This window comes from Nocardioides sp. T2.26MG-1 (assembly GCF_950101795.1).
GTDB lineage: Bacteria > Actinomycetota > Actinomycetes > Propionibacteriales > Nocardioidaceae > Nocardioides.
The window spans coordinates 125,214-138,267 of the sequence record NZ_CATNLZ010000032.1 but is presented as its reverse complement, the minus strand read 5'-3'; the positions used below and the strand labels follow the sequence as shown (position 1 = coordinate 138,267).

Sequence of the window (13,054 nt, the reverse complement as noted above, 5' to 3'; positions counted from 1 at the left end):
GTCGCCGAGCGTAGCCGTGGGCGGCGAGCGTGACCTCGGGCCGGGTCCGGCGGTTGAACCTGCATGGCCTCGGCCAAGGACCCACCGAGGCGAACGCGAGGTTGGGAGGACGACATGAGGAAGATCTGCGCGCGGCACGAGCTGCGCATGCTCGGCCTGACCGTCTCCACCCTGCTCGGTGCCCCGGACCACGGCCTGCACAGCGCCGAGCACGCCGAGGTGCTGGCCGAGGTCGAGGCCTGCCCGCGCTGCCGGCGGCGCCGGGGTGCCGAGGACGCACCGGCCGCCCAGGTGATCGTGACGTTCAGCTGCCCCGAGGAGGTCGACCCGGCCGAGCTCGCCGCGACCGTCGAGGACGCGCTTCCGGAGTACGTCGACCACGTGACCGTCCGGGTGGCCTGACCGCGCCCGTCAGGTGCCGACGTCGGCGAGCCCCTGGGCGAGGTCCGGCACGAGCTCGCGCAGGCGGGCAAGTCCGTCGCGCGCCTGGGACTTCACCGTGCCCACCGCGATGCCCAGGGTGGCCGCGGTCTCGCGCTCGGTCAGGTCGTCGTAGTAGCGGAGCACGACGACCGCGCGCTGCCGCGGCGCGAGCCGGGCGAGCGCCTGCTGCAGGATCACCCGGTCCGCGGCGGGACCGGCGACCGCGGTCTCGGGGAGGGTGTCGGTGGACACCTCGCGCCACCGACGGCGCCGCCACCGGCTGACGCTCTCGCGCGCCAGGATCTTGCGCACGTAGGGCTCGGGGTGGTCGGCGATCCGCTTCCAGTGCGGCACCGCCTTCACCAGCGCGACCTGCACGAGGTCCTCCGCGTCCGCGTGGCTGCCGGTGAGCAGATACGCCGTGCGCAGCAGCGCCCCGCGCCGCGCCGCGACGTATTGCTCGAAGGAGTCACGATCGGACACGACGACGCCTCCAGAGGAGCAGACCGGCCGCGAGCACGACGACGACGACACCGGCGCCGATGACGCGTACGCTGGGTCGCGGGTCGCCCACCTCGGGAGGGCGGACGCCGTCGACGGGCTCGTTGGCCCACAGCCCGCTCGCGTAGACCGGCGACATCTGGGCGCGGGGCGCCGCCGTCCGGTCCCTGGTGACCGCACCCGTCCGGATGTCGACGACCGCCAGCTCCCCGGGCGTCTCGTGGCCGACGACCACATGATCGGCGTCGCGCCAGCCGAGCACGGTGTCGGGCTCGAAGCCGAGGTCGACCTGACGGCCGCCGGCAAAGAACCGCCAGGGGCTCTTGTCGTTCTCACCGGTCGCCACGTAGGCAAGCTCCTCGCCGTCCGGGCCATAGCTCGGCTCCACCACCTGCTGGGGCACGCGCACCGACGTCGTCTGACCGGTGGCGGGGTCGAACCTGAAGATGCTGCGGCCGCGCGACCAGACGATGCCGTCCGGGCCGGTGCCCATGTCCGGCAGCCAGAAGAAGCCCGAGCGCTCGGCCGGGATCGCCTCTCCTGTCTCGACGTCCCAGACGACCAGTTGGTCATCGCGCGAGCCGTCGGACCCGATCGGCGAGTAGTTGGTCTGGAGGTAGCGCGAGTCGCCGCTGAAGCTGATCTCGAAGACGTCCGTGCCGAGGATCGAGGCCTGGTGGCCGTCGCGGAGCCGGACGACCTTGCCCGTCGTCGTGTCGTAGACCGCCCAGCCCACGATGTCGTCCCCGCGATAGCAGACGTAGCCGACCTTCGTCCCGTCCGGTGACAAGGTGAGCGAGCCGTAGCCAAGGTCTGCGAGGTTGCTGCCCGGGAGGTCGAGGAAGCGCACGGTGCCGTCGACGGCCGAGACGCCGTACGGCTGCCCCCCGCGGCTGGCGCCGGTGAGCCCGACCCGCCGGCTGCGGGTCGCTCGGCCCACCGCGGCCAGCGGTCCTGGCGGACCGGCCTCGTCGGTGCCCGGCGCCCACTCGCTCGGCGGGTACACGGTCCGCGGCAGGTGCAGCTCGCCGAACGGCACGTCCGCCGGGAGGGGACGCTCGCCCCCGCCCCACGGGGGGAGTACGACGCCCAGGCCGGTCAGCAGGACCACCGTCGCTGCGACGACGGCGGTCGCCCCGGCGCGCCGGCGCCGGTGCCGCCTCATCCCGGCCTCCCACAGGTCCGGCCCGGGCGCGCCGGATGGGGCCGTGTCGGCCAGCGCGGCGAGCCGGTCGTGCAGCGAGGTGGTCATCGGTCCTCCCGGAAGGTGCTCACACCTCTACCCACGCCGCGAGCACCCGAAAAGGAGGGGTTCACCCCGAAATGACGTTGACCCGCCCGAAACTTTCGGGCGGGTCGACGTGCGATTAAGGCTCAGGCCTTCAGGAGGCTGCGCAGGACGTACTGCATGATGCCGCCGTTGCGGTAGTAGTTGGCCTCGCCGGGGGTGTCGATGCGGACCACGGCGTCGAACTCCGTGTCATCTGCGTTGACCTTGACGGTCCGCGGCGTGCTGCCGTCGTTGAGCTCGGTGACGCCGGTGATCGAGAACGTCTCCTCGCCGGTCAGGCCGAGCGACTCGGCGTTCTGGCCCTCGGGGAACTGCAGCGGGAGCACGCCCATGCCGATCAGGTTGGAGCGGTGGATGCGCTCGTAGGACTCGGCGATCACGGCCTTGACGCCCAGCAGCGCGGTGCCCTTGGCCGCCCAGTCACGAGAGGAGCCGGAGCCGTACTCCTTGCCGGCGAGCACGACGAGCGGCGTACCGGACGCGAGGTACTTCTCCGAGGCCTCGAACACCGTGGTGACGTCGCCGTCGCCCGTGAAGTCGCGGGTGAACCCACCCTCGGTGCCCGGGGCCAGCTGGTTGCGCAGCCGGATGTTCGCGAACGTGCCGCGGATCATCACCTCGTGGTTGCCGCGGCGCGATCCGTAGGAGTTGAAGTCCCGCTGCTCGACGCCGTGCTCCGCGAGGTACCGGCCGGCGGGCGAGTCCTTCTTGATCGCGCCGGCCGGGCTGATGTGGTCGGTGGTGACCGAGTCGCCCAGCTTGAGCAGCACCCGCGCGCCCTCGATGTCCGAGACCGGCTCGGGCTCGTCGGGCATGCCGTCGAAGTACGGCGGCTTCCGCACGTACGTCGACTCCGGGTCCCAGGCGAACGTCTTGCCCTCGGGGGTCGGGAGCGAGCGCCACTGCTCGTCGCCGGCGAACACGTCGGCGTAGTCGGTGGAGAACATCTCGGAGGTGATCGCGTCGGCGATCACGTCCTCGATCTCCTTCGCGGTCGGCCAGACGTCCTTGAGGAAGACGTCGTTGCCGTCCTGGTCCTGGCCCAGGGGGTCGTTGAACAGGTCGACGTCCATCGAGCCGGCCAGCGCGTAGGCGACGACCAGCGGCGGGGACGCCAGGTAGTTCATCTTGATGTCGGGGTTGATCCGGCCCTCGAAGTTGCGGTTGCCCGACAGCACCGAGACGACCGCGAGGTCGTTCTCGTTGACCGCCGCGGAGACCTCGGGGATCAACGGGCCGGAGTTGCCGATGCAGGTGGTGCAGCCGTAGCCGACCAGGTTGAAGCCGAGCTTGTCGAGGTACGGCGTGAGCCCGGACTTCTCGTAGTAGTCGGAGACCACCTTCGACCCGGGGGCCAGCGTGGTCTTCACCCACGGCTTGCGCTGCAGGCCCTTCTCGACGGCCTTCTTCGCGACCAGCGCCGCGCCGATCATCACCGACGGGTTGGAGGTGTTGGTGCACGACGTGATCGCCGCGATCGTCACCGCGCCGTGGTCGAGCTCGAACGAAGCGCCGTCGGCCAGGGTCACCGAGGCGGGGTTGGACGGACGACCGGCCGCCCCGGAGCCGGCGGCGACGTGGCCGTGGGGCGGCTCCTCGCCGTGGCCGTTCGACGGTGAGTCGGAGGCGGGGAAGGACTCGGCGACGGCCTCGTCGTACCCGTTCTCCTCACCCGACTCATCGACGTAGTCGGCGAGCGCGGCCCGGAAGGACTCCTTGGCCTCGGAGAGCGACACCCGGTCCTGCGGCCGCTTGGGGCCGGCGAGGGACGGGACGACCGTGGCCAGGTCGAGCTCGAGCTTCTCGCTGTAGCGGGGCTCGGCGTCGGGGTCGTGCCAGAGGCCCTGCTCCTTGGCGTAGGCCTCGACCAGCGCGAGCTGCTCCCGCGGCCGGCCGGTGAGCTCGAGGTACTTCACGGTCTCCTCGTCGATCGGGAAGACCGCGATGGTGGAGCCGAACTCCGGGCTCATGTTGCCGATCGTGGCGCGGTTGGCCAGCGGCAGCGCGGAGACGCCGGGGCCGTAGAACTCCACGAACTTGCCGACGACGCCGTGCTTGCGCAGCATCTCGGTGATCGTGAGCACCAGGTCGGTGGCGGTCGCGCCCTCGGGGAGGTCGCCGTTCAGCTTGAAGCCGACCACGCGCGGGATCAGCATCGACACCGGCTGGCCGAGCATCGCGGCCTCGGCCTCGATGCCGCCGACGCCCCAGCCGACCACGCCGATGCCGTTGACCATCGTGGTGTGGGAGTCGGTGCCGACGCAGGTGTCGGGGTAGGCGAGCAACTCACCGTCGACCTCACGGGTGAAGACCGTGCGGGCCAGGTGCTCGATGTTGACCTGGTGCACGATGCCGGTGCCCGGGGGGACGACCTTGAAGTCGTCGAACGCGCCCTGACCCCAGCGCAGGAACTGGTAGCGCTCGCGGTTGCGCTCGTACTCGATCTCGACGTTGCGGCCGAACGCCTCCGGCGTGCCGAAGACGTCGGCGATCACGGAGTGGTCGATGACCATCTCGGCGGGTGCGAGCGGGTTGATCTTCGACGGGTCGCCGCCGAGGTCGGCCATCGCCTCACGCATCGTGGCCAGGTCGACCACGCACGGGACGCCGGTGAAGTCCTGCATGATCACGCGCGCCGGCGTGAACTGGATCTCCTTGCTCGGGTCGGCGTCGGCGTCCCAGCCGGCGATCGCCTTGATGTCCTCGGCGGTGATGTCCGCGCCGTCCTCGGTGCGCAGCAGGTTCTCCAGCAGGACCTTGAGGCTGAACGGCAGCGACGCGACGTCGAGCCCCTCGCCGGTGACCGCGTCCAGGCGGAAGATCTCGTAGGACGTTCCGTCCACGTCCAAGGTGCTCTTCGCACCGAAGCTGTCCTGACTGGCCACAGCAGTCATCTCCTCTGACATCTCGTCGTCTGCACCTGAATCGGCTCCCCATCCTGCCGCCGCGCGGGAGCAGGGCAAAAGGAAGGCTGCCCTTACCCCACGGCCCGGCGGTACCCGTCGACCAGGAGTCGATATCTCTTGATGTCAAGATACATGATGTCGAGTGGAATCCGAAGCGGGGGTTTCGGCTGCCAGCAGCCGAAACCCTCAAACCGAAACCCTCAGCCCTGCGCGAGCTCCGCGTTGTGCTGCCACTGCTCCCAGGTGGCGAGGCGCGACTCGTAGTCGGCCTTCGCGATCGCGAGGGGGGCCGAGCCGAGGAACGCGCGCAGCGGTGGCTCCTCGGCGTCCACGATCGCCAGGACGGCCGCGGGCGTGGCGGCCGGGTCGCCGGGGGTGCCGATGCGCCTCTTGCGCGCCTCGGCGGTCTGCGCGTGCAGCTCGGCGTACGCCGGCAGCTCGGCGGACCGCTTGGCCGAGGATCCGCCCCAGTCCGTCGCGAACCCCCCGGGCTCGATCAGGGTGACGTGGATGCCGAACCCGGCGACCTCCTGCGCCAGGGCCTGGGAGAAGCCCTCGAGCGCCCACTTCGACGCGTGGTAGGCGCCGACCATTGGGAACGCCGAGATGCCGCCAATGGACGACACCTGCAGGATGTGGCCGGAGCCCTGCTCGCGCAGGAAGGGCAGCGCCGCCTGCGTCACCCACATCGCGCCGAAGACGTTCGTCTCCATCTGGTCGCGGAACTCCTGCTCGGTGAGCTCCTCGATGAAACCGAAGTGGCCGTAGCCGGCGTTGTTGACCACGACGTCGAGGCGCCCGAAGTGGTCGTGGGCCCGCCGGACGGCGGCGAAGTCGGCCTCGCGGTCGGTGACGTCGAGCTGCAGGGCGAGGACGGCGTCGCCGTACTTCGCGACGACGTCGTCGAGGGTGCTGATGTCGCGGGCGGTGGCGGCGACGCGGTCGCCGCGCTCGAGGGCGGCGATCGTCCACTCGCGGCCGAAGCCGCGGGACGCGCCGGTGATGAACCAGGTCTTCTGAGCGGAGGTCATGCTCTCGAACGTACGACTTGGAGCGCGCTCCAACTCAAGGAGGCACGGTAGGTTCTCGTGTTCGTGCGCACCTACGCCCGGCTCTTCGTCGCGGGGTTCCGGCGCCAGTCGACCTACCGGCTGGCCGCGCTCGGCGGCCTGGTCGCGAACACCACCTTCGGACTGCTCAAGGTCGCGCTGCTCTTCGCCGCCGTCGACGCGGCTGGTGGCCAGCTGAGCGGGTACGACGTCGGCGCGATGAGCGCCTACATCTGGATCTCCCAGGGGCTGCTCGGGTCGATCAACCTGTTCGGCCGCACGGACATGGCGGTGCGAATCAGGAGTGGCGACGTGGCGGTCGACTTCCTGCGGCCGGTCGACGTGCACCTGGCGACCATCGCCACCGAGGTCGGCCGCTCGGTGTTCGCGCTCCTGCCCCGCGGCCTCCCGTCGGTCGCGATCGGGGCGTTCGTGGTGGGCATGTCGCTGCCCGACGACCCGGCCGCCTACGTGCTCGGCGCGCTGAGCATCGTGCTCGGCATCGTCGTATCGGCGACCACCGTGTACCTGGTCGCGGCGACCGGGTTCTGGCTGGTCGAGACCCGGGGGGTCGAGATCCTCTACATGGTCGTGTCGGGGTTCTTCGCGGGTCTGTTCGTTCCGATCCGACTCTTCCCGGACTGGCTGCACGCCGCCGCGACGGCGACGCCGTTCCCGTCGATGATGATGTACCCGGTCGACGTGATCTCGGGTCGGGTGGACGGCGCCGAGTCGGCGGGACTCGTGGGCCTGCAGGTGTTCTGGCTCGCGACCACGATCGCCGCCGGGCAGCTCGCGACCCGGGCCGGGCGCCGGCGGCTGGAGGTGCAGGGTGGGTGACCTCGCCGCGCGAACGGCGCCGTACCGCGCCGTGCTCGCCTCGCGGATGCGCTCGCAGCGCAGCTACCGCGCCAACTTCGCGCTCGACCTGGCGAGCTCGGCGCTGGTCGGATTCGTCGAGCTCGCCGAGGTCTGGGTGATCTTCCGGTCGGTCGACTCGCTCGGTGGCCTGGACCTCGCGGCCGTCGTCCTGGTCTTCGGCGTCGCCGACCTGACGTTCTCGCTCGCCGACCTGGCGTTCGGCCATTGCGACACGATCCCGACCTACCTGCGCGCGGGCACGCTCGACGTCTTCTACCTGCGCCCGCAGCCGCTGCTGCTCCAGCTGATCACCAGTGACATCAGCCTGCGCCGGCTCGCGCGGGCGGGGGTCGGGGCGACGGCCCTGGTCGTCGGGCTGGCGATCAACGACGTCGCGTGGTCGGCGTCCTCGGTCGCGCTGGTCGCACTGGCGCTCGCGAGCGGGTTCGCGACGTTCGCCGCGATGTTCGTGTGGGCCGCCGGCGCGCAGTTCTACCTCATCGACGGGGCGGAAGCGACGAACGCGTTCGTCTACGGCGGCCGGTACGCCGCCACCCAGCCGGCCGCGGTCTGGGACCGCCCGCTCAAGGCGGTGTTCGGGTTCCTGTTCCCGATGGCGTTCACCGCCTACCTGCCGGTGGTCACCCTGCTCGGCCTCCCCGGACCGGAGTGGATGCCGGGCTGGCTCGGCTGGTGCGCACCGGTGGCGGCGCTATGGGCGTGGCTGCTTGCGCTGCTCACCTGGCGCGCGGGCGTCCGGCACTACCAGGGAGGCGGCGGATGAGCGCTCCGATCATCGAGACCCACGAGCTCGGCCGGGACTTCCGGGTCCGGGACGGCGTACGCCGGCGCACCGTGGTGGCCGTGGACCGCCTGTCGGTGCGCGTCGCGCCGGGCGAGGCGGTCGGCTACATCGGCGCGAACGGCGCCGGCAAGTCGACCACGATCAAGATGCTCGCCGGCATCCTGGTCCCCACGCGCGGGTCGATCACCACCTGCGGCCTGCGGCCGGTCCAGGACCGTCGTCGCCTCGCCCGCCAGATCGGCGTGGTCTTCGGGCAGCGCTCGCAGCTGTGGTGGGACCTGCCGGTGCGCGACTCGTTCCGGATCCTGGCCGCGATCCACTCCCTCTCCCCGGTCGCGGAGCGGGAGCGCACGGACGAGCTCGTCGAGCGGCTCGAGCTCCAGGAGCTCCTCGGTACGCCGGTCCGGCAGCTCTCCCTCGGCCAGCGGATGCGCGCCGAGGTGGCCGCAGCTCTGCTGCACTCACCCCGACTGGTCGTGCTCGACGAGCCCACGATCGGGCTCGACGTGCTGTCCAAGCAGCGGCTGCGCGAGTTCCTGGTCGCCGAGCGACGCACCCACGGCACCACGCTGCTCCTCACCACCCATGACATGGGCGACGTCGAGCGGCTGTGCGACCGGATCCTCCTGGTCGACCGCGGCTCGCTCGTCTACGACGGCACGCTGGCCGGCCTGTCCCGCACCGTCGGGGCCCAGCGGATCATGGTGGTCGACCTCGCCTCCCCGGCCGGCGACCTCGTCGACGTACCGCAGACCCGGCACGTCGGCAGCGAGGGCTCCGGGATGCGGCAGCGCCTCGCCTTCGACCCCGAGGCGACCACGGCCGCGCGGGTGCTCGCCGCCGTCTCGGAGCGCGCCGAGGTCCTCGACCTCGCCGTCGAGGAGCCCGACGTGGAGGACGTCGTACGGCGCGTCTACGCCTCGCGCCGGTGACCAGCGGCCGCCCCCCGAGGACGCTCGTGGTGGAGGTCCTGCCCTGCGGCCGTCCGCGACCGCGCCACATCGGAGGGTGCCCGCGTCCCACGGGCCGTCGGGTCGGATCGCCGGCGCGGCGCGCGCACGGGGACGGTTGCCCCTGCGGAGAGGCCGACCTGAGGCGCAGGCTGCCACCCCGCCTGAGTGGCCCGCGCCACCGCCGCAAGCTGCGAGCGAACCTCCAGCTTCGCGAGGATCAACTTGATCTGGGTGCGAACGGTCGCCTCCGAGACGGTCCGGGCCTCGGCGATCTCCGCCGCACCGTGACCAGCCATCAGGTGCTTCAACACGACCGCTTCCTGTGCCGAGAGCCGCGAGAGCTGGCCCCGAGTGACGCGCAACTCGGCCTGACGCCTGTTGCCCAGGGCGATCAGCCGTTCGCGCTCCTGGAGGTCGAGCACTCGCTCCCCCCGACCCAACTGGCGCACCACCGAGACCGCCGCGCCCAACGTCTGCGTCTTCGGTATCACGATCCGGGCGCCGGTCGCCAAGTACTCGCCCCACCGTTCCTCCTCGGGGAAGTCGGTGATCACGGCCACCGCGATCCCGTGCTTGGCGAGCGCGCAGACCACAGACGCCTCGCGCCCCCGCAGGCCCAGGTTCGCGTTGATCAGGGCCACGTCCGGGCGCTCCGAGACGAGGTGGGAGATCAGTGACTCTGGGCGACCTGTCGTGGGCAACGGCACTCTTCGACTCCGGTAGCCACGTGCCTGAAGCACCAGCACCAGGCATTCGGCGAACAGGCCGTGCCTGTCGGCCACAGCGACCCGCGTCTGTCCCACGTGACTCATAACCGCCCCCCACCTGCTCCATCAGACCCCGTGGGGCCCACCGCGTCGCAAGGGTTCCCAACCGGACGCCCTTGCAGCGTGGCAGTCCCCAACATCCACCTGCTCAGGAAGCCCGATCGGCCGCGCGCGGCACATGATCCGATGGTCCGTATGGACACCTGCCCAATGGTCGTAGTACCTGCGGCGCTCCAGAGGGCCCGCACCCCAGCGGTGCGCCCACGACCTCGACTGACCCGCCAGATCGGGATGGTCAAGACGGCGGCGTTGCGACGAGCGTGTCGTCACCGCAGATCAGGGCCGGTTCTCTCCAGCAGCGCGACGCACTCGACGTGATGCGTCATCGGGAACACACCGGCGACGTTACGCGGGATTGCGGATCTTTGCGGCCGGCTGCGGTCAACGGCCGCAAGTGGCCGCTGACCTGCAACGATGCCGACTTCAGGTGTTGCTGGCGTCAGGGTCCGGGTGTGGGCCTTTGCGAATCAAAGCGCGCCCAAACCGCGCCCTGCTGTCACAGACTCCGAGAATCGCAAACGCGCGCAGGCACAGGTCCGTACGCGACTCCTGGCCGCGCGTCGCGGCCAGCACACCTGAAGGGCATGAAGCTCTCCATACACTCCCCCGACGAGCTGGTCGCGGCCATTCCCCACCTGCTCGGCTTTCAGCCCGAGGAGTCGATCGTGTTCCTTCCGCTGCGATCCGACCTTCCGGTCGCCCGGGTCGACATCCCCACCACCGCCCGTGACCGCGAGGGCGTCTGGGCCTCGATCAGCGACGCCTTCAGCCGTTACGCCCAACCCGGCTCCAATGTCGCCATCGTCTGCCTCAGCGCCGACCGCGAGCGGGCCCACGTCATCAGCCAGGACTTCGCCGCCCGGCTCGGGAGCATCGGCATCGCTACGCCGATCCTGCTGTGGGCCGACGAGACCCGCTGGGCCAATCTCGACACCGGCGACATGGGGCTGCGCACCGACGCTGCCCGCGAGACCGTCGCCGCGACCACCGTGCTCAGCGGACGTGCCCAACCGGCCACGAGCCGTGAGTCCCTCGCTGAGTCGCTTGTCGGCGACCGGGAGCCCGTTGCGGCCTTGCTCTCGGAGACTCGTGCGGCTGCACGGGAGAACACGGCCAAGGTGGAGGGCCGCTGGGCACTCGGCCGGATGCAACGCTTCCACCGCGACGGCAACCGGCTCTCCGACACCGACGCGACCCGCCTCCTCGTCGCCATCGAGTCCACCCCGACTCGAGACCGACTGTGGCTCGACATGAACCGAGGCAACGCCGGCTCCCACGTCGCGCTGTGGACCGACATGACCAAGCGCGCACCGGACGAGGTCCGAGCCGCGCCTGCCTCGCTGCTCGGCTTCGCGAGCTGGCTCAGCGGCCACGGCGCGCTCGCGTGGTGCGCCCTCGACCAAGTGCCCCAGGGAAGGGCGTACACCTTGGCCAACCTCGTTGCCGCTGCAGTCCAAGGTGGGATGCATCCTCGCGAGTGGGAGACGCCCAAGTCCCTGCCCGCCCAGCGCGGCATCGACCGAGCATCCGCCTTCGCCCCGTTCCGGCACAGCGAACAGCTCGACCCGGACCGCCGTGCGCACGGAATCTGAGGGTAGTGACGGACACCAACTACCGCAGTCGGCAGCCGATGAGTCGGCTCGAACGCCTACTGGCTCGGCTTGTAGTTGGTCATCCTCGCCATCGTTCCTCCGAGCCCCGCGTCGACCTTGGGTTTCAGTCCGAGGCGTCCACGGTCTTCATCGAGAGACCTGACTAGGGATCTAGGTGTCGGTTGAGGACTGCTACGACGCTTGGTGCCGCGAGGCCATCTGATGGAGTCGGCGCAACTGGCCGCATACTGCGTGGCGAGTCGCTGGCGGGTCCATCAGTTCTCCGAGCGCTTCCAAACTGAGTTCTGGATGCAACAGCCGCAACTCGCCTGCCTGCCGAAGGGCTGGAGGACACGTGTCGCCCACGAGGATCAGGGCCCTTCGCGTGCGCTCCTCTTGTTCGGCCCGGCGGCGTGCATTGATCACATCGAGCGTCTCCTGGCCAGTCGCCAGCTTCACGCGGACGCTGCCGGGTGGCGACGGGAGTTTCACTCCAATCTCGATGAGCGCCGAATGTTCGGCGAACGGAACCTTCACCGTGGGCGATTTTTCGGTCGTCGCCGGCCGCGAGACGATGCCAACCCGGCGGAGCAGCCCAGCCATCGCTAACGAGCGCTCCGCGGAGGGACAAGTCACCTTCCACTCGCGTGAACCGACGCGGACGGGCGCCGCCAGGAACGCGCCGCGCAGGGCACCCCGAACCCGCATGGGGTCACCGAGGACAATCGCTGGCGGAAGCCCGCGCACAATGTGTCGATCCGGGGACTGCAACATCCGCACTAGCGCACCGTCGAGCTCCACATGAACGGTGCGACTGCCCTCTGGGACGACGCCTCCCGGGAGGATTTGGGTGAACCCTTTCGGCAACCTACTGAGGGCGCCGGCAGACACCCCAGTCACCTCGGCACGCGTTCGACGAAGAGCAAGCTCAGGCGCGAACAAGAGAAAGCCGATCCACTCAGCGCGTGCGACAGCCCCGGCTGCCGTCGGACCCGAGGTCGGACGGCGGCCCACTGCAGCTTCACTCATGGAGCCCAAAGTATCGTCTCAACCCGACCCCGGCGGGAGACGGCGCCGACGTTAGGGGTGGTATCGGCCCGGTCAAGTCCGCTGGGGTGGTGTACGAGGTGATCCCTCGGTTGGGTGTGTCGGTCAGGCCGTGAGGGCCTGGAGTTCGTGCTCGGGCACCTCCTCGGTGTGGTCGGTGTCGAGGGCCTGTGCTCGGGTGAGGACGTCGAGTCCGAGGTAGCGGCGGCCCTCGGTCCATTCGTCGTGCTGCTCGGCCAGGACGGCGCCGACGAGGCGGATGATGCTGGCGCGGTCGGGGAAGATGCCGACCACGTCGGTGCGGCGGCGGATCTCGCGGTTGAGGCGCTCGTTGGGGTTGTTGGACCAGATCTGGCGCCAGATCTCCTTGGGGAACGGCGTGAACGCGAGGATGTCCGCACGAGCGCCGTCGAGGTGCTCGGCCACGGCGGGCAGCTTCTCGGTCAGGGCGTCGACGACCCGGTCGAACTGGGCGTGCACCGCCTCGGCGTCGGGTTGGTCGTAGATCGAGTGCAGCAGCGCCTTGACCCACGGCCACGAGCTCTTCGGGGTCGCTGACATCAGGTTCGCTGCGTAGTGGGTCCGGCAGCGCTGCCAGCCCGCGCCCGGGATCGTGGCTGCGATGGCGGCGACCAGGCCGGCGATCCGAACTGGCAAGGCCACGAGCCAGGCGACGGTGCCGTCTACAACTGTTACCAGCCACAGACCGACCTGCTCATCTGGATCTGGTCCCAGGACCCCCCGCCGAACTCCGGCGCAGGGCCGACGCCCGGCGAGGTCGCGCAGATCGCGATACAGG

General features: G+C 70.4%; 11 protein-coding genes and 1 pseudogene. 5 read left to right on the top strand and 7 right to left on the bottom strand.

Annotation, left to right across the window (positions count from 1 at the left end):
* Positions 1 to 114: 114 nt before the first annotated feature.
* Positions 115 to 402, top strand: a complete 288-nt coding sequence (locus tag QQZ14_RS15695; protein WP_284535291.1) for a hypothetical protein — start codon at positions 115 to 117, stop codon at positions 400 to 402.
* A 9-nt stretch (positions 403 to 411) separates the two neighbouring features.
* On the opposite strand, the gene QQZ14_RS15690 is transcribed toward QQZ14_RS15695, so the two are convergent.
* The 4 genes from QQZ14_RS15690 to QQZ14_RS15675 form a co-directional block, all read right to left on the bottom strand.
* Positions 412 to 906: a SigE family RNA polymerase sigma factor gene (locus QQZ14_RS15690; protein WP_284535290.1), complete on the bottom strand. Its 495-nt coding sequence runs from the start codon at positions 904 to 906 to the stop codon at positions 412 to 414.
* Positions 893 to 2,176 carry a WD40 repeat domain-containing protein gene (locus tag QQZ14_RS15685; RefSeq protein WP_284535289.1) on the bottom strand — a complete coding sequence of 428 codons (1,284 nt, stop codon included), beginning with the start codon at positions 2,174 to 2,176 and terminating at the stop codon, positions 893 to 895. The genes QQZ14_RS15690 and QQZ14_RS15685 overlap by 14 nt, the downstream gene beginning before the upstream one ends.
* 122 nt (positions 2,177 to 2,298) lie before the next feature.
* Complete coding sequence (locus QQZ14_RS15680; RefSeq protein WP_284535288.1) at positions 2,299 to 5,109, bottom strand: aconitate hydratase; 2,811 nt, start codon at positions 5,107 to 5,109, stop codon at positions 2,299 to 2,301.
* Positions 5,110 to 5,321: 212 nt separating this feature from the next.
* Complete coding sequence (locus QQZ14_RS15675) at positions 5,322 to 6,152, bottom strand: SDR family oxidoreductase (protein WP_284535287.1); 831 nt, start codon at positions 6,150 to 6,152, stop codon at positions 5,322 to 5,324.
* 63 nt (positions 6,153 to 6,215) lie between these two features.
* On the opposite strand from QQZ14_RS15675, the gene QQZ14_RS15670 reads away from it, so the two are divergent.
* From QQZ14_RS15670 to QQZ14_RS15660, 3 genes are read left to right on the top strand one after another with little or no spacing between them, the layout of a single operon-like run.
* Positions 6,216 to 7,010: an ABC transporter permease gene (locus tag QQZ14_RS15670; protein WP_284535286.1), complete on the top strand. Its 795-nt coding sequence runs from the start codon at positions 6,216 to 6,218 to the stop codon at positions 7,008 to 7,010.
* Complete coding sequence (locus QQZ14_RS15665; RefSeq protein WP_284535285.1) at positions 7,003 to 7,815, top strand: ABC transporter permease; 813 nt, start codon at positions 7,003 to 7,005, stop codon at positions 7,813 to 7,815. The genes QQZ14_RS15670 and QQZ14_RS15665 overlap by 8 nt, the downstream gene beginning before the upstream one ends.
* On the top strand, positions 7,812 to 8,768 hold the full coding sequence (locus QQZ14_RS15660; RefSeq protein WP_284535284.1) for an ABC transporter ATP-binding protein: 957 nt from the start codon (positions 7,812 to 7,814) through the stop codon (positions 8,766 to 8,768). The genes QQZ14_RS15665 and QQZ14_RS15660 overlap by 4 nt, the downstream gene beginning before the upstream one ends.
* On the opposite strand, the gene QQZ14_RS15655 is transcribed toward QQZ14_RS15660, so the two are convergent.
* A complete protein-coding gene (locus tag QQZ14_RS15655) occupies positions 8,750 to 9,571 on the bottom strand; it encodes a helix-turn-helix transcriptional regulator (protein ID WP_284535283.1) in 822 nt (273 codons plus the stop codon). The two genes, QQZ14_RS15660 and QQZ14_RS15655, sit on opposite strands and share 19 nt — an antisense overlap.
* 629 nt (positions 9,572 to 10,200) lie before the next feature.
* On the opposite strand from QQZ14_RS15655, the gene QQZ14_RS15650 reads away from it, so the two are divergent.
* Positions 10,201 to 11,208: a DUF4192 domain-containing protein gene (locus QQZ14_RS15650; protein WP_284535282.1), complete on the top strand. Its 1,008-nt coding sequence runs from the start codon at positions 10,201 to 10,203 to the stop codon at positions 11,206 to 11,208.
* 192 nt (positions 11,209 to 11,400) lie between these two features.
* On the opposite strand, the gene QQZ14_RS15645 is transcribed toward QQZ14_RS15650, so the two are convergent.
* Positions 11,401 to 11,811, bottom strand: a complete 411-nt coding sequence (locus tag QQZ14_RS15645; protein WP_284535281.1) for a helix-turn-helix domain-containing protein — start codon at positions 11,809 to 11,811, stop codon at positions 11,401 to 11,403.
* A gap of 549 nt (positions 11,812 to 12,360) precedes the next feature.
* Positions 12,361 to 12,996, bottom strand: a pseudogene (locus QQZ14_RS15640) (transposase); the annotation flags it as partial.
* Positions 12,997 to 13,054: the final 58 nt, after the last annotated feature.

What these genes read in the sequence shown, in the direction of transcription:
- QQZ14_RS15675 (WP_284535287.1), bottom strand. Translation starts at nt 6,152, where the DNA reads ATGACCTCCGCTCAGAAGACCTGGTTCATCACCGGCGCGTCCCGCGGC.
- QQZ14_RS15695 (WP_284535291.1), top strand. Translation starts at nt 115, where the DNA reads ATGAGGAAGATCTGCGCGCGGCACGAGCTGCGCATGCTCGGCCTGACC.
- QQZ14_RS15680 (WP_284535288.1), bottom strand. Translation starts at nt 5,109, where the DNA reads ATGACTGCTGTGGCCAGTCAGGACAGCTTCGGTGCGAAGAGCACCTTG.
- QQZ14_RS15645 (WP_284535281.1), bottom strand. Translation starts at nt 11,811, where the DNA reads ATGGCTGGGCTGCTCCGCCGGGTTGGCATCGTCTCGCGGCCGGCGACG.
- QQZ14_RS15650 (WP_284535282.1), top strand. Translation starts at nt 10,201, where the DNA reads ATGAAGCTCTCCATACACTCCCCCGACGAGCTGGTCGCGGCCATTCCC.
- QQZ14_RS15685 (WP_284535289.1), bottom strand. Translation starts at nt 2,176, where the DNA reads ATGACCACCTCGCTGCACGACCGGCTCGCCGCGCTGGCCGACACGGCC.
- QQZ14_RS15660 (WP_284535284.1), top strand. Translation starts at nt 7,812, where the DNA reads ATGAGCGCTCCGATCATCGAGACCCACGAGCTCGGCCGGGACTTCCGG.